Genomic DNA, 25,681 nt, shown 5'->3' with positions numbered 1-25,681 from the left:
AAGGGTGGAGATTATAAATTAACTTGTTCAACAGTTTTAGCTTGTTGACCAACAATATCAGGTTTACTGCTATATTGATGTATTCCTCCAGCAACTGTAAGAGTCAATATAAACGCCAATACTCCAAATACCATCTTTTTCATGTTTATTCCTCCTTATTATCATTCATTAAATCAATAACTAACCTATAATATCGATTACTTTCTTCAAATCTCGATAAACTGGAAAAATGTTCTGCTAGTTCAACGTATACTTTCTTTAATTCTATTTTATTTCCTGCAGATTTATACAACGGGATAGCCTCATTTTCCAAAAATGCTTTATAATCTTTTGCTTCTTCAAAATATTTATATCTAAGCATTAAAAGCAAATATAATTTTGCATTAAATCTCTCTTCCTGTTTTGCTGCATCAATTCCCTTATCAATTAATGTCCTTGCCTCTTCCAATTCTTCTAATTTAATGCATACTAATGCCATTTCGTATATTGTATCTAAATAGTTTAAATCTATTTGTTTTTGAAGTTGTAGACTATCTAAATAATATTTTTTCGCTTGCTGATATTTACCTTTTTTATAATAGATACTTCCCATATTACTTAAAGTAATAGCTAATAGTACATCCTTATCAGCAAAAGATGTGGCCTCTCTCAATATACTCTCATACATTTTTAAAGCTTCTTCATACTGACCTTTTTCTGTATAACTTACCGCAATAAGGATTTGGCAATTAATTATATTTCTAAACTTATATTCACTACGAAATCCTTCTAATGCCATATTTACAAAATGAATTGCAAGATGATGAATATCTAAATGAGTATATGCAAGCGCTATATTATAATACAAGCCTGTTTCATGATACCCTTGTTCTTTGGCCATTACTTCTGTTTTTAATAAGTAATCTAGCCCATCCTTCCATCTATACTGTAAACAGCACAATAATCCTCTACTATACATATATAACAACTTCTGAAATGGAGAATATTTTTTATATACCTTCTTCAACTTATCTAATTCTTCTTCGAGTGCAGAAATATCCCTTTTCATAATTAAATAACGTGTATACAGCAGTTTATAATAATTTATAATTTCAAAATCCAACACATGCTTCATTTCACCTTGCAACTCTTCATATATACGTTCTACTTGTTGCTTGTCTAAATGAACTAGTGCATTTAACCATTCATCTAGCTTCCCCTTCACATCTTCTTCTACATCTCTCAAATCCGTCACAGCAATTTCTAGTCTTGTGCAGAGCAATTGTAGAATTTCTTCTGATGCTTCGATCTTTCCATTTTCGATCTTACTTAAGTATGAGACAGAACAAATGCCCTGACATAATTCTTCTTGTGTCATTTTTTGCTGGAGCCGTTTATAAAAGACTTGTTTGCCTATTTTTTCTAATGTTTGTTGCATTGTCCTCCTCCATTCTCATTACCCCCATTACTCTAATAATACATAAAATTTGGAGAAATATAAATTGATAAATATAAATTTTCTAAAAAATATGCATAATTTCATTTTTTTCTCTCTTGACTTCACATCAATATCTCTTCTTTGCTACGAATGGTGAAAAATTGGTATACTATAACCAAATTATGGAGGTGTTCTTGCGATGACTCATTATAAAGACGATAGTTATGCCTTACATACAGACCTATATCAAATCAACATGGCTTATACATATTGGAAAGATGGTATTCATAATCGCCGTTCTGTTTTTGATTTATATTTTCGAAAGCTTCCATTTGAGAACGGCTACGCTGTTTTTGCTGGCCTTGAGAAAATTGTAGAGTACATAGAAAATTTCAGTTTTACTGAAAGCGATATCGCTTACTTAGCAGAATTACAATTCGAAGAAGAATTCCTTCATTATTTACAAAATATGAAATTCACTGGGACGATTCGCAGTATGCAAGAAGGTGAAGTTGTATTTAATAACGAGCCTTTATTACGTGTTGATGCACCACTTGGTGAAGCACAAATTATTGAGACTGCCCTCTTAAATATTGTGAATTACCAAACATTAATTGCCACAAAAGCAGCACGTATGAAACATGCTGCAAGTAATGATGAGCTTTTAGAGTTCGGCACAAGACGTGCCCATGAGTTCGATGCTGCCCTTTGGGGGACGCGTGCTGCCTTTATTGGTGGTTTCTCCTCTACAAGCAACGTTCGTGCTGGGAAACGCTTTGGGATTCCTGTAGCTGGCACACACGCTCACTCTTTCGTTCAAGCATATCGCGATGAATACGTCGCGTTTAAAAAATACGCTGAAACTCATAAAAAGTGCGTCTTTCTCGTTGATACATATGACACATTGAAATCTGGTGTTCCAAATGCGATTCGTGTTGCAAAAGAATTTGGGGATCGTATTGATTTCTATGGCATACGTCTTGATAGTGGTGATATGGCTTATTTATCGAAAAAGGCACGAAAACTACTAGATGAAGCAGGGTTTACAAATACAAAAATTATCGCTTCTAGCGATTTAGATGAATACACAATTATGCACCTTAAATCTCAAGGAGCAAAAATTGACGTATGGGGCGTTGGAACGAAATTAATTACGTCCTTTGAGCAACCTGCATTGGGGGCTGTTTACAAACTCGTTGCGATTGAAGATACTGACGGAAAATTAAATGATACAATTAAAATTTCATCTAACCCTGAAAAAATTACCACTCCAGGACTGAAACGAATTTATCGTATTATCAATCGGGTTAACGATCATGCAGAAGGCGATTATATTGCGTTAGATTCTGAAGAACCAGGAAAAGAAGAGCGCTTAAAAATGTTCCATCCAGTTCACACATATATAAGTAAATTCGTAACAAACTTTGAAGCCCGTGAACTGCATAAAGACATTTTCGTTAACGGTGAAAGAACATATGAACTACCAAGTATATTAGATATTCAAAAATATAATGAACAGAGCCTCTCTCTATTTTGGGAAGAATATATGCGAACTTTAAACCCTGAAGAATACCCTGTCGATTTAAGCCAAGAGTGCTGGGATCATAAAATGAATTACATTCAAACAGTTCGAGAACAAGTTGAAAAAAACATACAAAAGTAAACAGAGAAGTTTCCCCTTCTCTGTTTTTTCAATACTATATGGATATTTGTAAAAAATATATTAAAATAATAAGACGAATGTATCTTATTTGTAAATTTTAATATTATACTATTTTAAAGTAAAATAATATTTGATATTATTTTATTGAGTCAATTTCAACAAAATCACCAATAAAAAAGAGGACGCGGTTCGCGTCCTCTTTTTTATAAATCTTTCACTCGTAATACACGCATTGCATTTAACACTGCAAGTAGTGTCACACCAACATCTGAGAAAACAGCTTCCCACATTGTTGCAATACCAAAGGCACCAAGTAATAAAACGATCCCTTTTACACCTAGAGCAAAGATGATATTTTGCCACACTATACTTCTTGTGCGTTTTGCAATTTTTACAGCTGTCGCAATTTTTGAAGGCTCATCAGTCATAATAACGATGTCTGCCGCTTCAATTGCTGCATCTGACCCTAAACCACCCATCGCAATACCAACGTCTGCACGGGCTAATACTGGTGTATCGTTAATACCGTCACCAACGAAGGCAATTTTTTCTTTTCCGTGCTTCGCTGCATCAATTTTTTCAATCTCTTCTACTTTTTGTTGCGGTAGTAATTCCGCATGAACTTCATCTAAGCCTAATTCTTTACCAACAGCTTCACCAACTGGTTTTGCATCACCAGTTAACATTACTGTCTTTTTAATACCTAGTTCTTTTAACTTTTGAATCGCTTGTTTCGAATCCTCTTTTACCTCATCAGAGATAACAATATAACCTGCATATCTTCCATCTACAGCAACGTGAACTAATGTACCTACTGTTTCTGGTTGCTTAAATTCAATATTTTCTTTTCTCATTAATTTTGCATTACCTGCAAAAATTTCGTTTCCTTGTACTTTTACGACTGTACCGTGACCAGAAATTTCGTTATAATCATCGATTATTTTTTCATCAATTGATTTTCCATATGCCTTTCGAATAGATTGGGCAATTGGATGGTTAGAATATACTTCAGCAAATGCCGCATACTCTAATAACTCTTCACTTGTAGTACCTTCGCTCGGTTCCATTTTTGTAACTTTGAAAACACCTTTTGTTAATGTTCCTGTTTTGTCAAAAACAATATATTTCACATCATTTAAAGCTTCTAAATAGTTACTACCTTTTACTAACACACCACTTTTAGATGCACCACCAATACCTCCAAAGAATCCAAGAGGAATGGATACAACTAACGCACATGGACAAGAGATTACTAAGAACACTAAAGCTCTATAAATCCACTCAGAGAATGTAGCTCCTTCTAAAATAAGTGGTGGAATAAACGCCATGATTGCCGCTGTAATAACTACAACTGGAGTGTAGTAACGTGCAAACTTCGTAATAAAGTTTTCCGTTGGTGCTTTTTTACTGCTTGCATTTTGAACTAAATCTAAAATTTTCGATACAGTTGATTCACCGAATTCTTTTGTAACTTCAATTGTCAACACACCGTTTTGGTTCACAAAGCCACTTAATACATCATTTCCAACTTCAACTTCACGTGGTACAGATTCACCTGTTAATGCTGAAGTATCTACCATTGATGTTCCTTCAATTACTTTTCCGTCTAACGGCACTTTCTCACCTGGCTTAACGATAATATAATCGCCAATTTGTACATCTTCTGGTGATACTTGTTTCGTTTCATTTCCAACCTTTACATTCGCATAATCAGGACGAATATCCATTAATGAAGTAATTGATTTTCGAGAGCGGTTTACCGCAATGCTTTGGAATAGTTCTCCTACTTGATAAAATAGCATTACTGCTACAGCTTCTGAGTATTGTTGAATTGCAAAAGCTCCTACAGTTGCAATTGCCATTAAGAAGTTTTCATCAAATACTTGGCCACGAGTTATGTTTCTTACCGCTCTCCAAACGATATCTCCACCTATTAATAAATAAGCAAGGACGAATAACGGAATTGTTACCATTTGTGGTAAGCCCGCTAATGCAGCAATTGCTGTCAAAATTCCGCCGACCACTAATCTCCCTACCATCTTTTTCACATTTGCTTCACCATGATCATGACTATGCCCGTGGTCATGACCGTTCTTCTCTTCACGAACAACTTTCACGTCTGGCTCTAACTTTTGAACGACATTTGTTATATTTGCTACAGTCGCTTCTAGTTCTCTTTTATTCGCAACTTCTACTCGTAGTTTCTTCGATACGAAATCAACAGTTGCTTCTGAGACAGCTGGCATTTCCTTCACTTTATTTTCAATTTTCATTGCACAGTTCGCGCAATCTAAACCTTCTAATATAAATACTTCTTTAGCAATTTTATTTTTTTGTTCTTCTTGCACTTTAATATGCGGTTCTAATTTTGTAACGAGTTGTTTTGCTTCCGTAACAACTTCGTTTTCTTTATTTTGTGCCGTTTCTAAAATCATTGTCTTTGTTGCAAAGTTTACAGAGCAAGAATTTACTCCTTCTATATTCCCAACACCTTTTTCAATTTTCATTGCACAATTCGCACAATCTAAACCTTCTAACATCAGTTTCTTTTTCACTAACGCTTCAGCCATCGTTCTCCCTCCTCGCGTTCTTTTTATTCTTCTTCGTTTACGTGTTCAAACGCTTGCTCGAAGATATGAATTACGTGCTGGTCAGCTAACGAATAATAAACAACCTTTCCTTCTTTACGATTCTTCACAAGTTTCGCTTGCTTTAACACACGAAGCTGATGCGAAATAGATGATTGTGTCATTCCTAATAAATAAGCTAAATCACAAACGCACATTTCAGCTTCAAATAGCGCATGTAATATTCTCGTACGTGTACGGTCACCTAATACTTTAAATAGTTCTGCTACTTTACTTAAACTTTCATCAGTTGGAATTGTTTGTTTTACTTGCTCTACAACTTCTTCATGAATTATCGTTTGAGAACATGTCTCTTGTGGTGTTTCTACTTTATTTCCAGCCATTATAGCTCACCTCTTTAATTGAACATATGAACAATCATTCATATATCTTATACTCTTATTATATGAGCGCCTACTCATATGTGTCAATGAAATCTGAATTTTTTTTATGAACATTCCGTTCACATTTTAATAAGTCGTATACATATTTTTCGCATCCTCTATATTCTCATACAAAAAAGGATGCACAATTCGCACACCCCTTTTTACTTACTTTTCATTTTCACCGCATCCACAATTAAAGAAACAAATCCTAACTGATTATCCCGATTTCTATGGTCAAAACGTTTCGAACGATAAATAAATCCATCTTTCTCATTCCAATCATTATAGTGAAACTTACCATTCTCATCACAGTATTCTAAGAGCCTCACTTGAAAACCTGCTGATTCAAACATGGACGTGATTGTTTTATAGTTATGAACAATTTTATGGCTTGCTGCAGGATGATCTAATGGACCAGGTCCACCTACTTGTACCCCTTGCTGATATTCTTCATCTGGAAAAAATGCATCTGGTACTGCACAACGAATATATCCATTCTCCATTAAAAACTCATAACAAATTTTTGCAGCTTCAATTCCTTCTTCATATGATAAATGCTCCCATACATGTTCTGCCAAAATTACTGATAAAGAATTAGGTTGAAATTTATCAAGCCAAGTTTCTCTCCGTAATAAGTTTAATTCTTCTTCATTCGTATGTAACCAACCAGGGTTATTATTATAACCCTCTGCTCCAACTACAACTTTTGTTTCTTCCATTTTGCTCCCACCCTTTTTTCATATTCCGACATAAAAATTCAACAAAGTAATATATATTCCCTTTATTTCAACAAAAGAAAAAGCCTTGCGCGCTCCCTAGACGCACAAGGCTTACTATACTTATATCCCTTTTAATTAAGCTTTTAATTAGCTTGTTCTAAATTATCCTGCGAACTTCCATCGTCTTTTAAATGACTATGTTTTTTCGAATAAACAAAGTATACAACTACTCCAATTGCTAACCAAGCACCGAAGTACATCCATGTTTTTAATGGTAGATTTACCATTAAGAATAGACAACATGCAATCGAAATAATCGGCAAGATCGGTACAAGTGGTACCATAAATCCACGTTGTAATTTTGGATGTGTTTTACGAAGAATAATAACTGACACACCAACCATCGCAAATGTTAACAACGCTCCAATATTCGCTAAATTCGACAATTCTTTTAAATCGATAAATCCAGCAATTAAAGCACTACCAATTCCTGTTAACCAAACTGTAAATGTTGGCGCTTCTGTCTTTTTATTAATTTTCGCGAAAGATTCTGGCAATAAACCGTCACGGCTCATCGCAAAGAATACACGTGTCGTTGCATAAATGTAAGCAAAAATTACTGCCATAATACCAATTACAGCTCCAATTGCGATTACACCTGCTACTTTATCTTGTCCTACAACTTCTAACACATATGCCATAGCTTCTGGTACATCTAATTCTTTATAAGAAACCATACCCGTCATAACGAGACAAACTACAACATAAATGATTGTACAAATGACTAACGAAGCGATAATACCAATCGGTAGATCACGTTGCGGATTTTTTACCTCTTCAGCAGAAGTTGCTAATGCATCAAATCCTAAGAAAGCAAAGAATACTGCTGCTCCCCCCGCGAAAACTCCACTTAAACCGTACGGTGCAAATGGTATCCAGTTTTCTGGTTTCACGTAGAATACACCAACTGCAATGAATAAAACAACGATACCAATTTTAATTAATACCATTATGTTATTCACGCGTTTACTTTCTTTCGTACCTCTTGATAATAACCAAGTTATAACTAATGTAACGATAACTGCTGGTAAATTCACCATACCACCTTGAGACGGAATCGTTAGCAGTGCTTTTGGAATTTCAAGCCCTAATCCACTCACTAAGTTATGGAAGTAACCAGTCCATCCGCCAGCTACTGCGGCAGTCGTTACAACATATACGGATAGTAATGTCCATCCCATTAAATGAGCTACAAACTCACCAATAGTTGCATATGAGTATGTGTACACACTACCTGAAACAGGAAGTGTAGAAGCCACCTCTGCGTAACATAATGCTGCAAATCCACAAACGATGGCTGCAATCATGAATGAAAAAATAACTGCTGGACCAGCATCTCTTGCTGCTACTAATCCAGTTAATACTAGAACTCCTGTACCAATTATCGCACCAATCCCTAGCATTGTTAGGTCAAATGCCCCTAGCGTTTTCGTCAAAGTTTTACTTTTACTTTCCCCTAACAATTGCGTAACGGATTTCTTTTTAAATAGGTTGGCCACGATGTATGCCCCCTTTTGCCAAGAAGAGCTAAGAGATCTTCACTCTTAGCTCTTATCATGTTGTTTTATATATTGTTCGATTTTGTTTTGTATAATGCTTCTATTAGCAAGATACTGTTTCTGCTTCTAATAATTCTTTAGCACCTTTGTACTCTACACCGTGAGCTTCTGCAACTGCTTCGAATGTTACATAGCCATCTAATGTGTTAATACCTTTTAGTAATGCAGAGTTGCCTAGGCAAGCTTCTTTGTAGCCTTTGTTAGCAATTTGTACTGCATATGGTACTGTTACGTTTGTTAATGCAAGAGTTGATGTACGTGGAACCGCACCTGGCATGTTTGCAACTGCATAATGAACAACGCCGTGTTTTTCGTAAGTTGGGTTATCATGAGTTGTAATACGGTCAGTTGTTTCGAAAATACCACCTTGGTCAATCGCGATATCTACAACAACAGAACCTGGTTCCATTGATTTAATCATTTCTTCTGTTACAAGTTTTGGAGCTTTTGCACCTGGGATTAATACTGCACCGATTACAAGATCAGACTCTTTAACAGCTTCTGCAATATTGTAAGGATTAGACATTAAAGTTTTTACTTGGTTTCCGAAAATGTCATCTAATTGACGAAGACGTTCTGCACTTAAGTCGATGATTGTTACATCCGCACCTAGTCCAACTGCAATTTTAGCAGCATTTGTACCAGCTTGTCCACCACCGATGATTGTTACTTTACCACGTTTAACCCCTGGAACACCTGCAAGTAAGATACCTTTACCGCCTTTGTTTTTCTCAAGGAATTGTGCACCAATTTGTGCAGCCATACGACCAGCTACTTCACTCATAGGTGCAAGTAATGGTAATGAACGGTTTTCTAATTGTACTGTTTCATATGCGATAGAAACAACTTTTTTCTCGATTAAAGCTTTTGTTAATTCTGGCTCTGGAGCTAAGTGTAAGTATGTGAACAAGATTAAGCCTTCACTGAAGTGTTTGTATTCGCTTTCAATTGGTTCCTTAACTTTCATAACCATTTCCATATTCCAAGCTTCTTCAGCTGTATCAACAATTTTTGCTCCCGCTTCAACATACTGAGCATCTGTGAAACCAGACCCTAAACCTGCACCCTTTTGAATGAATACTTCGTGATTGTTACGAATTAAATGTACAACACCTGCTGGTGTCATTGCCACACGGTTTTCGTTGTTTTTAATTTCTGCTGGTACCCCAATACGCATAATGAAATGCCCCCTTATAATTAACAGAAAAAAGAGATTCTTTTTTCTTTTTGTAATAATTAATAACTTATGTCCTTATTCTAGCATAACTTAAAAGTTATGAAAACGCTAACATATCATTTTCCTAAAGTTTTTATATTTAGAATAGTGTAAATATATAAAACATTGATTCTATTAGGGGTTTCGTGTCATTCCATTATCTTTCACTCTATTTTTATTATACTGCTTCAAAATAAACAGCAATCATTTATTATTTGACAATAATTTAACAATGTAAGAAACCTAAGCGATAACGTATACATATACAGTTATTACTTTACTCAATACTTTAGAGATATATTCTTTTCACAAAAAAACAGCTGCTAGCATTTAGCTAGCAGCTGGGTAACTTATAAATAACTTAGAAAATAAATCATCTGTCGTTTCAGTAATTTTATCAAACAGATCACTTTCTTCCGCTTCTTGCTCTTTTAACATCTTAATTGTTTCACGTGCATCTTCAGGGTAATCGGTTATAATACCATCTACGTTTAACTTATAATATGCCTTTAAATTTTCCATATCATTTACTGTCCATACGTAAATTGGTTTGTTTAACTTCCTTGCTTCTTTTACTAATTTCTTATTTAACATATATTCTTCTGCTACGTAAAAGTCAGCCTTCACATTCTTTAAGTTAGCTCTACTTGCATACAGTATATACCCTACTTTTATATCTGGATTTGCACGCTTAAACTCTTTAATAAGTGGATAGTGTAACGTTTGAATTACACATTGCTTCTCAAATTCATTATCTTTAATCGTTTTTAAGACTTTGTTTACAAAATCTTTTTCGCCCCCATGAAGCTTCACTTCTATATTAAGTTTGATTTTGCCATTTGCTAGCTTAATGATTTCATCAAGTGTACTTATTTGTCCTGAAAGTCCATCTTGACTAAGGGTAAGCTGCCTTAACTCCGCCATCGTTAAATCTGACACATGCACATTAGCATTTGCGAGACGTTTCAGCTTCAAATCATGTATAACCGCTAGCTCACCGTCTTTCGTTTGTAATACATCTATTTCAGCGTAGTCTGCTTTTGCATCAATAGCACCTTGCACAGCTTCTTTCGTATTTTCTACGCCTTTTGATATATACCCGCGGTGCGCCATAATAATCGGTTCTTTATACGAATTTGAAATAAACGTTACAATGAAGGCAACGACCATTCCCGCAGTAATAATCCCTACAATGTATACGCCAATGAATTTCCAACGATGTTTTTGGAAGAAACATTTATCTGCTTTCGTTTTCGAATAATCTAATCCTTCTTCTAATAAAACATCCTCAACTGGAACCTTTTGTAAGTATAATCGCGTAATCGCCATAATATAAAATGGCGTCACGATAAAGCTGAATAAATACAATGTACTCGTTAAAAATACAGAAATCGTTGATTCAGCTAATAATGCAAATGTTCCTTTCGGGTTTGTAAATTCATAAACACCCCATAGGCACAATAAATACATTCCCAAAAACATGACATATACAATTCCAATTGAAATAAAAAATCCTACTAAAAAGAATAGTACTTTAAAAAAGCTTTCCTTTACTAAAGTTGCACTTTTACGTGCTGCCACGCGAAATGGTTTTTGCTCTAAAACAACAATAGGTAGAACGAAAATCCATCTAAGATTCAAATACGCGACTACAGCAAAGAACGTGTAATAACCAACTTGTCCCATCGTTGTCTTAAACAGCTCTCCTGTAATAAAGTTAGGAATTTGAATTTGCGGGATTAATGCCGTTTCATATCCCATATTTAAAAGAGGCAACAATACGACAGCATATAAAATAAATCCTGGTAAGCAATATGTGAAAAGAGTAGGTAAATACGTTACCGTTTTATATAAAATCGGACGTAATTTCACCTTCTGTCTTTTATGAGCGAAATACGAAATAATAATAAGCACCGCAAATTCTGTAAAGATAAGAAACAGTGCTAACAATGATAAAATTACGATTGCTAAGATGCCATAAGGCGTCTTTAAAAACGCTAATAATTCATCATTTGTCGCATTTGCATAACCACCAAAATACAATAACTTATTAAAAATGATTCCAAATAGCGGAACAAACACAATCGCTGCTAATAATTTATAAGCAAGTTGAAAAGTTAATACATTCCAAAAGGCAAATTTAACTGTTTGAAAGGAATGTCTCATTACTCCTGGTATAGATAGTTTTTTACGGTGTTGCATATATTCCTCCAAATTCTAAAACGGTATTTGAGATGGATTCCATATTTCCAGTTCTAATCCATCTTTTTAATAATAATATATTCCGCTTAACATGAACACACTTATACATATAATGAAAAAAGTGATGGCTACTTCCCATCACTTTTTCATTTATTCTATTTTTTCTCTAGCCCTTGTCCAAATGCTTTCAAGAAGCTAAAACCGAATGTAATAGCTCTATTGATATCTGGATCTTTTAATACTTTAAAGAAATCCATCACTTTTGTTTTTTTACCACTATTTAATTCATCTGTTGCAAATTGCAATCCTGTAACTAAACTTGACGTAATTTGCTTCGTTATTTCTGGGTCAACTGAAGATAACGCTTCTCCTGCCCCCATCATATTATTTAACGCATTTTTAACGGGTTCACGATTTAATTGCTCCACAGCGATTTTTGAAACATCTTCCTTCGCAGCAAGTAAACTAATTGCCGCATCTAATATACCAGCCTTCTGCAACTGTGCTAAAAGCTGCATCGTTTCTTCTACTGCTTCACGATTATTAGATAGCTCATTTAGAAGTTCATCTGCTACTTGCTGTTTCTGTTCTTCCTCTGTTACAACTTTCTTTTTAATTACAGTAATTTCTTTCGCCACTATCTCCGCCCCCTAGTCCACAAGTGATACGTATTGTTTTCTTTGCCATTTTTGCTGGATTTCAACACCGTTTTGCGGATTACGCTTTTTATCTCTCGGGTTTGAAGATGGTAACGGACGATTCCCTTTTTCACGTAGTACACGCATCTTTACCACCGTTTGTTTGTACGCTGGTGTACACGTATAAAGATCTGTCGCCGTTCCAGTTAAAATATTGATTGCCTCTTCATTTACCGTTGCATGCATCGGTAAATATAGCTCTTTCCCCGTTACACGCTCTGTAACAAGTGCCTGTACTTTAATTTTCCCAAATGGTGATGCTAATTCTACAAGGCCACCATCTTTCACATTGCGCTCTAGGGCAAGTTCAGGCGAGATTTCAACGAACACTTCAGATACTTTAGATAAAATACCAGCCGATTTATTCGTCATATTCCCTTCGTGGAAATGTTCTAACATACGACCATTATTTAAAAGTAAATTATACTCATCTGGCGCTACAACTGGTGGTACCCATTCATCTAATGATAGACGAGCTAGTTTATCCGGGAAGTTAAATCCGTCCACATATAATAGCGGTGTATCGCTACCATCATGGCTACCCCAACATAAACTATTCCATCCTTCTAAACGATCGTATGTTGCCTGAGAATATAAAGGTGCAAGCGATGCAATTTCATCCATGATTTCACTTGGACTTTCATAATTCCAGTCCCCGCCAAGCGCACGAGCTACTTTTTGTAAAATCCACCAGTCTGGCTTTGAATCACCAAGCGGCTTCAATACTTCATATAATCTTTGAATACGGCGCTCTGTATTCGTAAATGTTCCCTCTTTTTCTAAGCTTGGTGCTGCCGGTAAAATAACATCAGCAAAACGAGCTGTTTTCGATAAGAACATATCTTGAACAACAAGGAAATCTAAATTCGCTAAAATATGTTGTACATGGTTGGCATTCGAATCTACTAAAGCCATTTCTTCACCCATAACATACATACCACGCAGTTTTCCTTCATCTGCCGCAAGTAACATTGCAATATTATTTAAGCCTGGTGCTTTCGGAATTGTAGTACCGTATGCTTTTTCAAATTTCGCACGGAGCGCATCATCTGAAACCGCTTGGTAACCTGGAAGCCAGTTTGGTAATGTTGCCATATCACAAGCGCCTTGTACGTTATTATGTCCGCGTAATGGATATGCTCCTGCACCAGGACGACGATAATTACCCGTAACAAGCAATAGATTTGAAATTGCTGCTGAAGTTGTACTTCCTCCAGTATTTTGCGTTACACCCATTCCCCAAAGTACACAAGTACCATCTGCTTCATATACCATACGAGCCATTTCTTTCAGATTTTCTTTCGAAATCCCCGTAATCTCTTCTGTATAATCAAGCGTATACTTTTCTACCATTTTGCTATATTCATCAAAATTCTTCACATTTTCAGCTATGAACTTTTTATCGTGCCAATCTTGATCAATAATATATTTCGTAATACCAGCGAGCCATACATAATCAGTTCCTTGGCGCGGATGAATGAATAAATCCGCACGCTCTGCCATTTCATGTTTACGAAGATCCGCCACAATTAATTTTTGGTCATGTAATTTATGAGCACGTTTTACACGCGTTGCAAGTACAGGATGTCCTTCTGTTGGATTTGCTCCAACGATAATGACAAGGCCAGCTTCCGCAATATCTTTCACTGTTCCAGCGTCTCCGCCCATACCGACAGTTTTAAATAAACCGTCTGTTGCTGGAGATTGACAATAACGGGAACAGTTGTCTACATTATTCGTTCCATATATTTGACGGGCTAATTTTTGCATAAGATAATTTTCTTCATTCGTTACTTTTGAAGAAGAAATAAACCCAAATGCATCACTGCCATATTCTGATTTAATATGCTGCATATTGGATGCAACAACTTCAAGAGCCTCTTCCCATGAAGCTTCAACAAACATATCTCCTTGGCGAATTAATGGCTTTGTAATTCGATCTTCACTGTTTACAAAATCCCATCCAAATTTGCCTTTTACGCATGTGGAAATACCGTTAACCGGCGCATCTGAAACAGGCTGTACTTTCAAAATGTGGCGGTCTTTCGTCCATACTTCAAATGAACAACCTACACCACAAAATGTACAAACTGTTTTTGTTTTATTCACTTTCGTCTTACGCATCGCAGCCTCTACTTCTGAAACTGCTAAAATACTACTATATCCAGGCTCTACATCCTTTACAAAATCAATCATCGGATCTAACACATCCGGTTTCAATCCAGTCATGAATCCAGCTTCACCTAACATTGATTTCTCCATCAACGCATTACATGGACATACTGTTACACATTGCCCGCAACTTACACAAGATGAGTCATTTATACTTACACCATTGTCCCATATAACACGTGGACGGTCTAAGCTCCAGTCTATCGATATTGTTTCATTAACCTGTAAGTTTTGACATACTTCTACACACTGTCCACAAGCAATACATTGATTTGGATCATATCGATAAAACGGATGTGACATATCCACTTCACACGCACTTACTTTTGGCTCATACGGATATTTCTGTTCCTCAATTCCCATCATATGTACTGTATTGTGGACTTTACAGTTACCATTATTGTTATCACAAACGGTACAATACAGTAGATGATTCTCTAATATTCGATCCATTGCCTCAGTCTGCGCCTCTTTTGCACGCTGGGACTGCCTTTCGATATGCATACCGTTCTCTAATTTCGTTGAACAAGCACGCAATAACTTTCCATTTACTTCTACAATACACGTATCACAAGTTTGAATTGGATCTACTTCTGGTACATGACAAATTTGAGGATGTTCCAAATTACTCTCGTTAAATAATTGTAGTATCGTCTTTTCACCTGATGCAGAAAATTCTTTACCATCGACGGTTACACGGACTGTCTGTTCTGCCATAGTTTCCCCTCTCCTTACAACCAACTGTACAACACAATCATGAATCCGTTTTCAAAATCGCATTACTGTACATATTTTTGAAACGCTCTACCCAAATACTTTCTTATGAAGTCGATTCTAGATGTTATAAGGTATAACTACGAAAGCTTGAAAATATCACTATTCTACAGTTCTATTATATCGTACATATACAATAATAACCAAAATAATCTGTGATCTTCTTGTTAATAGGTGTTTTTATTTTTCCCATTGTTTTATGATAAATGTGGGAGAGAAATACATATAAAAGGGGAATTAAATATGGGGCCTACGCAAGAGACTTATACAATTGTACGTTATCAATCTGGTACATTTTCAAAACAACTTGATGAGATTGTTACAGAATCTCCTATTACTATTAAATTGAATGGTGAAGAATATGTAACAGTCGTATGCACACCAAATTATATTGAAGATATGGTAATTGGTTTTTTAATTTCTGAGGGGATTATTTCTTCCTATAACGATGTTGAAGAACTATGGGTTCAAAAAGATAACGGAATTGTCCATGTAAAATCATCAAAAGTGAATCCGCTCTATCAAACTTTATATAATAAACGATACGTCACTTCTTGCTGCGGAAAAGGTAGACAAGGTTTTATTTTCGTAAACGATGCAGCAAAAGCAAAAGACTTACATGATATACATGTAAAAATTACTCCTGAAGAATGTTTTTACTTAATGAATACGTTACAACAATCTTCCACTACCTTTCGCCAAACCGGCGGTGTTCACAATACCGCGCTCTGTGATCGAAACAAAATCCTCCTATCAAGAATGGATATTGGCAGACATAATGCATTAGATAAAATATATGGTCATTGTTTGCGCAACGATATATCTGTTAAAGGAAAAATTATCGCATTTAGCGGACGTATTTCATCTGAAATTTTACTCAAAGTTTCAAAAATCGGATGTGAAATTGTTCTATCTAAATCTGCCCCAACAAAACTAGCATTGCAACTCGCTCACGATTTAGGCATTACAGTCGTAGGATTTATCAGAAATGAATCCTGCAATATTTACACACATCCACATCGAATTGATGGTTATCAATCGAATAACTAAAATAACTCCTCAATTGAGGAGTTATTTTAGTTATGAAAATGTAATATATTAAAGACTTGAATAGTTAATAAAGTTAATATATAATTTCATTACATATTAAAAAACAAAACATTGTAGCATATATCTTTTCATTCTTTTACAAATTAAAAGAGACTGCTAACAAAACACATACACACTCTTATAAAAGTAATGGATTTATTTTATTTGAAATCGACCAAGGAGGTTACAACTATGGAAATTCGCTTATTAACGACAGAGGACGCAGAAATATATTTAAAAGTTTGTATGGAAGGTTTAACGAAGAACCCGGAAGCTTTTAGCTCTTCCTATGAAGACGTTTTGAAACATGAGGATCCTGTAGCTGCTATGGCAAAACGATTAAGCAATCCGGATAAGTATACTCTAGGGGTCTTCAAAGATGATGATTTAATCGGCATTGCTACTTTAGAAACAAAGCCTTTTATTAAACAAGAACATAAAGCAAAAATCGGTTCCGTTTTCGTTTCCCCAAAAGCGCGTGGCCTTGGAGCAGGACGAGCTCTTATTAAAGCAATTATTGAAAATGCCGATAAATTACATGTAGAACAACTTATGCTCGATGTTGTAGTTGGTAACGCTGGTGCAAAAAAATTATATGAATCATTAGGTTTCCAGACTTACGGCGTACAAGAGCGTTCATTAAAACATAACGGTCAATATTGGGACGAGGAACATATGGTTCTGTTCTTAAATGATTAATACTTCAATATAGTTTTCCAAAAGCATCTTTTTATTAAGAAAGATGCTTTTTTCATTACAACAATGTAATCTTCATGTCACCTTTATCGATCGTACCAAACCTTTCCATTCATTATACTAAAAATATAAAGTGAAACTTTACTCAGTGGGGAACTACATCCCACGCTGATCGCATGTACTTGATATGTAGAGGAGAATGTGACATGAAACAAAACAAACGAGCTATGCTTTTAATATTTACTACAGCAATTGTAACTTCTGGATTAGCAATTTTACCTTGGTTTATTATATGAACACTCCCCCTAACAATGAAAAAAGCTGATTGCTTCTTAAGAAGCAATCAGCTTTTTTTATATTATAAAATCCCCAAAATTTTATTTACGCAACTTATAATAATAACCATAGATACGGCAACGCACATGACAACCGTATTACGATCTTGCTTTTCTTTTTTTGAAATTTCTTCTTTTGAATTCATGTGTATGATCTCCTTTTAAAAAAAGTGTGAGATAGGAAATTTTTCTTATCCGATGCGAGGTGAATACGAAAACCCTCTCTATCTCACATACACAATAGAATGGAATTGTCATTTTATAAATAAAATGACATGACGTTATGTCGCAACATAGGGTATTTTGTGTCGCTACGTTTTCTATTATAAAAAATAGTTGTGCAAAACTAGTGCATTTTTTATGTCAATTACTCTGAGCGAAAAAATCAGCCCTCCATTCAATCACATAAAAAGAGTTTTTTATTATTTTCATGTAAACTATACAAGTAGAATGAACAGTTTGGGGTGCACAAGATTATGGTAAAAATTTTATTAGTAGACGATGAAGAACGTATGTTACGATTATTAGATCTGTTCTTAAGCCCTCGCGGCTATTTTTGTATGAAAGCTACCTCTGGCCTTGAAGCACTAAAATTAATCGAACAAAAAGAATTCGATATTATTTTATTAGATGTTATGATGCCAAGTATGGATGGATGGGATACTTGCTATCAAATTCGTCAAATTTCCAACGTTCCTATCATTATGTTAACAGCTCGCAACCAAAACTACGATATGGTGAAAGGCCTCACGATGGGCGCAGATGATTATATTACAAAACCATTTGATGAGCATGTATTAGTCGCACGAATCGAGGCTATATTACGCCGTACAAAAAAAGATGGCTTTGTTAGTTTCAATGGTATTGAGTGGGATAAAACGAAACATACTGTCACAGTTTATGATGAAAAAATCTCATTAACTCCTATCGAATTTTCGTTACTCGGACTATTTTTACAAAATACAAACCGTGCTTATAGCCGAGATGATTTAATCGAAAAAATTTGGGGCTATGAAACAGATATCGAATATAGAACAATTGACTCACACATTCGTAATATCCGTGATAAACTACGCAAAAAAGGATTTCCGATTGAAGATTACCTAGAAACGGTCTATAAAGTCGGATATAAATGGAAAAGTGAATAATTACTTCGGTCAGTGGGAAATCGTATACCACTGACTCTTTATTATGAATAAGGTATGGTGAAAAAATGAGTAAACTTTCCCTTAAAATTGGGACATACTTTTTAATATTAGCTTTATGTATTGAAACAATTGCTTTCGTATCTTTTTATAAAAGCCTTTCAAAAATGCGTATTGTAGAGGAAACAGATGCTCTTTTAGAGAAAGGTAATCGCTATAGTAAAAAAATTAAAAGCCGCGAGAGACGGGATGAATATTATAAAGAAATGAAACACGCTGAACATAATAAAAATCCTAAACGTCCTGTGTACCCTGAGTTCGATATTACGAATGAGGCTGCACACTTAGTTGAATCGGAATCAATTTCTAACTCCGATATAGCTATCATTATTACTGACCATAATGGCAAAATTATTTCCACCTCAGAACCCGTAACAAAAGATATGCAAAAACAACTTACTTGTAAAACAGAAACTGTCCCAGACGGCGGATTGGTCGTTGAAAGGAACTGGAAAAAATCAAAGTTCATCACAACAGTAAGCCCACTTAACACAACAAAGTTTCAAGGAAAGCTATATATGTTATTAAAAACATCTTTCCTAGAAAATATGTTACTTAAACTCATGAACCAATTTCTTATCATTAGCGTTTTAACAATTATTTTAACAACAATTTCTGTCTTTGTTTTTTCACGCGTTATTACAGAACCACTTGTAAAAATGAAGAGAGCGACAGAAAAAATGTCAAAATTAAACAAGCCAATTCAATTAGGTATTAAACGAAATGATGAACTCGGAAGTTTAGCAAAAACAATTGAAGATTTATCGAGTGAACTTACGTATATGAAAAAAGAGCGCAATGAATTTCTCGCTAGTGTCGCTCATGAACTATTAACTCCATTGACCTATATGAAAGGTTATGCGAAGGTAGCAAAGAGAGACTCTTTAACAAAAGAGGAGCGAGAAGAATACTTACAAATTATTGAGGATGAAACGGATAGTGTAACCGATCTCGTCCAAGATTTATTTATGCTTGTACAATTAGAACAACACCAATTTGTTATAAAAAAACAAAAAGTGCTTCTTCAGCCATTTTTAGAACGAATGGTAGAAAAAACAAAAACAACATTAACAAATAAGCAAATGCAACTTCATGTATATTGCAAAGATGATTTAGAAGTTTGTATAGACGAAAGACGTATGGAACAAGTTATGTTAAATTTATTACACAACGCTTATCAACATTCGCCAGAAAACACAGCCATTACGATACGTGTACTCATGGAAACAGATTCTTTTACAATAAGTGTACAAGATGAAGGTGAAGGTATTCCTGAAGAAGATATCCCGCATATATTTGACCGTTTTTATCGTGTCGATAAATCTAGAACACGAGCTACAGGCGGAAAAGGTATCGGGCTAGCTGTTGCAAAGGAAATTGTAGAATTGCATAACGGTTCTATTCTAGTAACAAGCCAATTAGGAGCGGGAACAAACTTTATAATCGAGCTACCTTTTGAATAATATGCGTGTGAAAACACCAGTAGCAGTAAACACTACTGGTGTTATTTTGTTCATAAAAACAGCTCATATAAGCTAAGCTTTTGAAATTATTCTTATTTCAATATAAAATAAAGGTACATTTGCAAAGATTTGGAGGGTGATATAATTGGATATCCATGTATTAACAAAAGACGAAGCAGAAATTTACTTAGAACTTCGCGTAGAAGGATTAAAGCAAAACCCTGAAGCATTCAGCTCTTCTTATGAAGATATTATTAATAAAGAGTGTGCGATTGAATATAAAGCACAAAAATTAGCACAAGATGAAAACTATACGCTAGGTGCATTTAAAGATGGAAAATTAATCGGGGTTGCAACACTGGAAACGAAACCATATGTAAAACAAGAACATAAAGCTAAAATCGGTTCTGTATATGTATCTCCAAAAGCGCGCGGACTTGGAGCAGGAAAAGCACTTATTAAAGAATGTCTTGAGCTTGCTAAATCTTTAGAAGTAGAACAAGTTATGCTTGATGTTGTTGTTGGCAACGATGGAGCGAAAAAACTTTATGAATCATTAGGTTTTAAAACATTCGGTGTACAAGAACGTTCATTAAAATATAACGGACAATATTGGGACGAAGAGCATATGGTCTTATTCTTAGATGAAAATAAATAATAAAAAACATCCTCATGTTTGGAGGATGTTTTTTACTTTCTTGTAAACCATGCCGTGTGTAATAATTGAATCGCTTTCGCAATTTCTTCCTCTGATAATATCGCAAACCCAAGTAAAACTACATTTTCAGGTGCAGTATCGTCTTTATAGTACGTAGACACAGGATATATTTTGATACTATGTTTCGCAGCTTCTTGAATTAATTCTTCTTCCCGCATTCCATTATGCACTTTTAATAAAATGTGTAATCCTGAATCTTCTCCTATCACTTCAACACGATTAGAGAAATACTTCTCTATTTCAAAAACAAGTCGATCTCTCTTCTTTCGGTAGACGACACGCATTTTATGAATATGTTTTTCCCAATAGCCTTCATTTAAAAATCTTCTAATCACTTCTTGGTCCATTCTTGAAACACTTTGTGTATAAAATAAATATTGCTGTTGATACTTTTTAATTAATTTCTTCGGCAACACCATATAGCTCATCCGTAGCGATGGTAATAATGCTTTAGATAGCGTCCCCATATAAATAACTTTCCCCTCTGTATCTAACCCTTGCAGCGCCGGTATAGGCTTTCCAGAATAGCGAAATTCACTATCATAATCATCTTCAATAATATACCTGCTCTCTTCTTTCTTGGCCCATTGTAAAAGCTGCGTCCTTCTCGTAATAGGCATAATCATTCCATACGGAAACTGATGGGAAGGTGTAACAAATACAACATTCGCATTGCTATTTTCTAAATCCGCAATACAAATTCCATCTCTATCTAAAGATAACATTTGGACTCTTGCTTCTCCCTGTTCAAAAACAACCATCTTTCTATGATACCCTGGGTTTTCAACTGCATAATTGCTTCCCTTTAACAATTGAAACAATAGTTTCACTAATATTTGTGTTCCCGCTCCTAATACAATTTGACTAGCTGAACAACGTACACCTCTAGATTCATACAAATAATTCGTAATCTCTTCTCTTAAGCTCGCTTCTCCTTGAGGGTGTCCTAGAAAGAGAAGTTCGTTATTATGCGGCTGCCATATTTCATTTACAATTTTCCGATACATATTGAATGGAAAAGCATTTGTATCAATTCCTGTTTGTGTAAAATCAAATTTATAACTCTTCTCCTGAAACGGTACTTCTTCTATTCTATCTCCGCTATCCTCTATATGAACCATTTGCTCAATCTTGCATACAAAATAACCTTTTCTCGATATCGACTCAATATAACCTTCTGCCAGTAATTGTTCGTACGCTGCCTCTACTGTATTTTTACTTACTTGTAAATGTATCGCTAACTTTCGCTTAGCCGGTAATTTCGTAAAAGGGACAATCGATCCATCTTTAATTTCTTTTTTTATATACTCATACAATTGCACATACAATGCCTTTTTACTATTCATATTTAAATTAGGCGTTAATTCTAACATAATATCTGACCCCTTAATAAAACTAAAATCTGATACTTTTTACAGTACCAGAAGTTATATATAATTCCTTTTATCATGTCACACATAAAAAATCAAATACTGGAGAGGAGAAACATGATAATGAACAATGGTAGACGTATCGGACTCATTATGATTATTACAGGGGCTACATTATGGGGATTATCTGGTCCAATGATTCAGTGGCTATTTCAACATACTAATGTATCCTCAATTGATTTTTTAACAATTCGATTGTTGCTTGCAGGAATATTTATTTTGTCTTTCTTACTTATAAAGAAACAAAACATATTTCAAATTTGGAAACACCCTAGATATTCTATACAACTTATTATTTTCTCTATTCTCGGCATGCTCGGTGCGCAATACGCCTTTATCGAAACGGTTCATATTAGTAATGCAGTCACAGCAACGCTATTTCAATTTCTAGGTCCTGTTCTTATTACCATGTATGTTGCATTTGAACAAAGAAAATTCCCTGCTTCCATGCAACTATTCGCAATTATAGCCGCGCTAATAGGAACATACTTTATTATTACAAATGGCTCAATTGAAAACATTGTTTTATCCAAAGAAGCTATTATTTTTGGACTATTAACAGCAATCGGATTTGCATTTTATACCCTTCATCCGGCTTCTCTCATTAAAGAATGCGGGACAACTGTAGTAATTGGTTGGGGGATGTTAATCGGAGGAATTGCACTACTTATTTATAATCGTTCATTCGGGTGGAATCAATTTTCACAAACCCTTACACTAAAAACTTTTTCTATGCTTATTCTTATCATTATTAGTGGTACCCTTTCTTTCCTTCTATATATCGGTAGTCTTAAATATTTAGCAGCAACAGAAACAAGCATTTTATCTAGCATTGAACCCCTTGTAGCTGCCATCGTTTCAATCACTTGGCTAAATGAATCTTTTGGAACATATCAATTATTAGGCGGCGTATGTATCGTTCTGTCCGTTATTTTTTTGACGATGCCTCAAAAAGAAACCGAACCAACCTATACAACGGAACAAATATAAAATGAAACTTTAATTAGTGGGGACTATCTCCCACTAATTATTAACCTACACCAATCGGGCTTTTACGGGATAAAAATGTCAAAAGAGGTCGTACAAAACTTACGACCTCTTTTTATACTTTAAAGGAATTGTCCCGCCTTCTAGCAAATACAATTACACTAACAATAAAAACTAGGAGTGTGGCACCATGAAAAAAATCGGAACTATGCTACTTCTCTCCTTCCTCATCACTGGATGCACACAAACGCAACCGGATTCAAAAGAACAAAAAAAAGACGTAATAGCAACGTCATCCACTCAAGTGAACGCACCTTCCTTCTTTCACCTTAGTGTTTTAAAAGATGTAAATTGGGAAGAAACACCTTCTTTCGTAGAAGGAAAAATGCCTTTAAAAGGCATCGAAGGTAAAGTCGCAATGGCTGATAGTCCTATTATCGCAAATGAACAAAATGAAATAATGTGGCACTTTCTAGATTCTGAAATACCAACTGGAAAATTGTCTATTATTGCGCTAAAACAAGGATCTGTAACTCCGACACAAGTACTCTTTCAAAAAGAAACTTCCAAACAAACTTGGACTACTTCAAATACAATCGATTCTACTACAAACGAACTCCCTCTCACTATGTCACTACCTTCATCTGGATTATGGTTATTAAATATATATGTGAATGAAAAATATTATGATCAGTTTGTAATCACTGCTGAGTAAAGTGACAAAAATAAACCACTTTCTTACAACAATGTAATTTCTACGTCATGTACTTCGATAGTTGAATTATCTCTCTTCTCTTATACTTAAAGTAAGAAATGAAACGAGGAGAGATGAGAGATGAAAAAAATGATAGAAGTGATCGTAGCAGTAACTGAGGTTTTAGTGAATGGTAAACAAGTTGCAATGGAATTAAATAAATAGTGAAGAAACATAAATAATTCTACACTTCTTCATTATTTTGATTTCTTATCTCAAAAAAGCAGTGCCTTTTAGGCACTGCTTTTCGCTATTAATAACGTGGTATTTTCGTAATTTGTGCCACGCCTGAATCAATAGCTGCTTTCGCTACTGCTTCTGCAACACTTGGAACAACTCTTTTATCTAATGGATTCGGGATTACATAATTCGCATTACGTTCTTCATCAGTAATAATGTTAGCGATCCCATATGCTGCCGCTAATTTCATCTCTTCTGTAATATCAGTTGCGCGCACATCTAACGCACCGCGGAATATTCCGGGAAACGCCAATACATTATTTACTTGATTCGCATAATCCGAGCGTCCAGTTCCTACTACAGCTGCCCCAGCCTCTAATGCATCCTCAGGGAAGATTTCTGGAATTGGATTCGCCATTGCAAACACAATTGCTTTCTCATTCATCGTCTGTACAAGTTCTTTCGTTAATACGTTAGGAGCAGATACGCCAATAAAAATATCAGCTTGGTGAATTGCTTCTTTTAACGTTCCACGCACATGTTCACGATTTGTCTTTTTTGAAACTTCAATTTGTGCTTCGTTCATCCATGTTTCACCTTCACAAACAATACCTTCTAGGCTAACTAACGTAATGTGCTTTGCACCAGCCTTTAATAATAATTTTCCAATTGCAATTCCTGCCGAACCCGCACCGTTAATAACGATTTTCACATTATCCATTTGTTTGCTAACAACTTTTAATGCATTAATAACAGCTGCTAAAACGACAATAGCTGTTCCATGTTGATCATCATGGAATACAGGAATATTCGTTTCTTCTTTTAATCGTTTTTCAATTTCAAAACAACGCGGTGCTGCAATATCTTCTAAATTAATCCCTGCAAATGTAGGCTCTAAATTTTTTACAAGGGTAACGATTTCATCTACATCCGTTGTGCCTAAACATAATGGGAAAGCATCTACATTCGCAAACTTCTTAAACAAAATACTTTTTCCTTCCATAACAGGCATAGCCGCTTTCGGTCCAATGTTTCCTAAACCGAGTACCGCTGTTCCATCTGAAACAACTGCCACCATATTGCCACGTGCTGTATAGTCATACACTGTTTCTTCATCTGCCGCAATTGCTTTACACGACTCCGCTACACCTGGTGTATACGTCAGGCTTAAATCATCCGCTGAATTTACCTCCACTTTACTTGTAATTTCAATTTTCCCTACTAATTCTTTATGCAATAACAATGATCTTTCATTAATTTGATTTGCTAACATACTTATAATCTCCCCTTAATTTGACAAGCTAGCTATATGAATATAGCTAGCTTGTTTG

The 25,681-nt window shown here is 35.1% G+C and carries 21 protein-coding genes; 8 read left to right on the top strand and 13 right to left on the bottom strand.

Annotated features, from left to right (window positions below):
- Positions 1–11: 11 nt before the first annotated feature.
- Positions 12–143, bottom strand: coding sequence for a quorum-signaling peptide NprX (nprX, locus tag M1D73_RS03110; protein ID WP_000738910.1), 132 nt, complete (start codon positions 141–143; stop codon positions 12–14).
- 2 nt (positions 144–145) lie between these two features.
- Positions 146–1,417: a tetratricopeptide repeat protein gene (locus tag M1D73_RS03105; RefSeq protein ID WP_001187961.1), complete on the bottom strand. Its 1,272-nt coding sequence runs from the start codon at positions 1,415–1,417 to the stop codon at positions 146–148.
- A gap of 199 nt (positions 1,418–1,616) precedes the next feature.
- On the opposite strand from M1D73_RS03105, the gene M1D73_RS03100 reads away from it, so the two are divergent.
- A complete protein-coding gene (locus tag M1D73_RS03100; protein WP_000150184.1) occupies positions 1,617–3,080 on the top strand; it encodes a nicotinate phosphoribosyltransferase in 1,464 nt (487 codons plus the stop codon).
- Positions 3,081–3,283: 203 nt separating this feature from the next.
- Here M1D73_RS03100 and M1D73_RS03095 read toward each other — a convergent pair whose 3' ends face one another.
- The 8 genes from M1D73_RS03095 to fdhF form a co-directional block, all read right to left on the bottom strand.
- Positions 3,284–5,650, bottom strand: a complete 2,367-nt coding sequence (locus tag M1D73_RS03095) for a heavy metal translocating P-type ATPase (RefSeq protein WP_086401961.1) — start codon at positions 5,648–5,650, stop codon at positions 3,284–3,286.
- A gap of 23 nt (positions 5,651–5,673) precedes the next feature.
- A complete protein-coding gene (locus M1D73_RS03090) occupies positions 5,674–6,051 on the bottom strand; it encodes an ArsR/SmtB family transcription factor (RefSeq protein ID WP_000918378.1) in 378 nt (125 codons plus the stop codon).
- Between the two features lie 203 nt (positions 6,052–6,254).
- The gene (locus M1D73_RS03085) at positions 6,255–6,812 is read right to left on the bottom strand and encodes a class I SAM-dependent methyltransferase (protein ID WP_000393177.1); all 558 of its coding nucleotides are present in this window, start codon (positions 6,810–6,812) and stop codon (positions 6,255–6,257) included.
- Between the two features lie 143 nt (positions 6,813–6,955).
- The gene (locus M1D73_RS03080) at positions 6,956–8,371 is read right to left on the bottom strand and encodes an amino acid permease (protein ID WP_001284893.1); all 1,416 of its coding nucleotides are present in this window, start codon (positions 8,369–8,371) and stop codon (positions 6,956–6,958) included.
- A 103-nt stretch (positions 8,372–8,474) separates the two neighbouring features.
- Complete coding sequence (ald, locus tag M1D73_RS03075; RefSeq protein ID WP_001219742.1) at positions 8,475–9,608, bottom strand: alanine dehydrogenase; 1,134 nt, start codon at positions 9,606–9,608, stop codon at positions 8,475–8,477.
- 369 nt (positions 9,609–9,977) lie between these two features.
- On the bottom strand, positions 9,978–11,849 hold the full coding sequence (locus M1D73_RS03070; RefSeq protein WP_001164716.1) for a glycerophosphodiester phosphodiesterase: 1,872 nt from the start codon (positions 11,847–11,849) through the stop codon (positions 9,978–9,980).
- 155 nt (positions 11,850–12,004) lie between these two features.
- Positions 12,005–12,487: a helical membrane plugin domain-containing protein gene (locus M1D73_RS03065; RefSeq protein WP_001040540.1), complete on the bottom strand. Its 483-nt coding sequence runs from the start codon at positions 12,485–12,487 to the stop codon at positions 12,005–12,007.
- 12 nt (positions 12,488–12,499) lie between these two features.
- A complete protein-coding gene (gene fdhF, locus M1D73_RS03060) occupies positions 12,500–15,436 on the bottom strand; it encodes a formate dehydrogenase subunit alpha (RefSeq protein ID WP_121868429.1) in 2,937 nt (978 codons plus the stop codon).
- Between the two features lie 300 nt (positions 15,437–15,736).
- Between fdhF and fdhD the strand changes: the two genes are divergently transcribed.
- Complete coding sequence (gene fdhD / locus M1D73_RS03055; RefSeq protein ID WP_000529239.1) at positions 15,737–16,543, top strand: formate dehydrogenase accessory sulfurtransferase FdhD; 807 nt, start codon at positions 15,737–15,739, stop codon at positions 16,541–16,543.
- A 231-nt stretch (positions 16,544–16,774) separates the two neighbouring features.
- Entirely contained in the window at positions 16,775–17,281 is a 507-nt protein-coding gene (locus M1D73_RS03050) for a GNAT family N-acetyltransferase (protein WP_000405868.1), read from the top strand.
- A 355-nt stretch (positions 17,282–17,636) separates the two neighbouring features.
- Here M1D73_RS03050 and M1D73_RS03045 read toward each other — a convergent pair whose 3' ends face one another.
- Entirely contained in the window at positions 17,637–17,759 is a 123-nt protein-coding gene (locus M1D73_RS03045) for a hypothetical protein (RefSeq protein WP_001085006.1), read from the bottom strand.
- A 330-nt stretch (positions 17,760–18,089) separates the two neighbouring features.
- Between M1D73_RS03045 and M1D73_RS03040 the strand changes: the two genes are divergently transcribed.
- The 3 genes from M1D73_RS03040 to M1D73_RS03030 all read left to right on the top strand — a co-directional run bounded on the left by M1D73_RS03040 (position 18,090) and on the right by M1D73_RS03030 (position 20,939).
- Complete coding sequence (locus M1D73_RS03040) at positions 18,090–18,761, top strand: response regulator transcription factor (protein ID WP_000238957.1); 672 nt, start codon at positions 18,090–18,092, stop codon at positions 18,759–18,761.
- A 65-nt stretch (positions 18,762–18,826) separates the two neighbouring features.
- A complete protein-coding gene (locus tag M1D73_RS03035) occupies positions 18,827–20,281 on the top strand; it encodes a HAMP domain-containing sensor histidine kinase (protein WP_000041022.1) in 1,455 nt (484 codons plus the stop codon).
- A 145-nt stretch (positions 20,282–20,426) separates the two neighbouring features.
- Positions 20,427–20,939, top strand: a complete 513-nt coding sequence (locus M1D73_RS03030) for a GNAT family N-acetyltransferase (protein ID WP_000351212.1) — start codon at positions 20,427–20,429, stop codon at positions 20,937–20,939.
- Between the two features lie 32 nt (positions 20,940–20,971).
- On the opposite strand, the gene pdxR is transcribed toward M1D73_RS03030, so the two are convergent.
- On the bottom strand, positions 20,972–22,372 hold the full coding sequence (gene pdxR, locus M1D73_RS03025; protein ID WP_086401960.1) for a MocR-like pyridoxine biosynthesis transcription factor PdxR: 1,401 nt from the start codon (positions 22,370–22,372) through the stop codon (positions 20,972–20,974).
- A 120-nt stretch (positions 22,373–22,492) separates the two neighbouring features.
- On the opposite strand from pdxR, the gene M1D73_RS03020 reads away from it, so the two are divergent.
- Together M1D73_RS03020 and M1D73_RS03015 are read left to right on the top strand one after the other, a co-directional pair.
- On the top strand, positions 22,493–23,419 hold the full coding sequence (locus tag M1D73_RS03020; RefSeq protein WP_001059054.1) for a DMT family transporter: 927 nt from the start codon (positions 22,493–22,495) through the stop codon (positions 23,417–23,419).
- 187 nt (positions 23,420–23,606) lie between these two features.
- On the top strand, positions 23,607–24,131 hold the full coding sequence (locus tag M1D73_RS03015) for a DUF4871 domain-containing protein (RefSeq protein ID WP_000719692.1): 525 nt from the start codon (positions 23,607–23,609) through the stop codon (positions 24,129–24,131).
- A 292-nt stretch (positions 24,132–24,423) separates the two neighbouring features.
- Here M1D73_RS03015 and M1D73_RS03010 read toward each other — a convergent pair whose 3' ends face one another.
- Positions 24,424–25,623: an NAD(P)-dependent malic enzyme gene (locus M1D73_RS03010; RefSeq protein ID WP_000880780.1), complete on the bottom strand. Its 1,200-nt coding sequence runs from the start codon at positions 25,621–25,623 to the stop codon at positions 24,424–24,426.
- Positions 25,624–25,681 lie beyond the last annotated feature (58 nt).

This window comes from Bacillus sp. PK3-067, from assembly GCF_056738645.1.
This window is presented reverse-complemented; position numbering and strand designations above follow the sequence as displayed.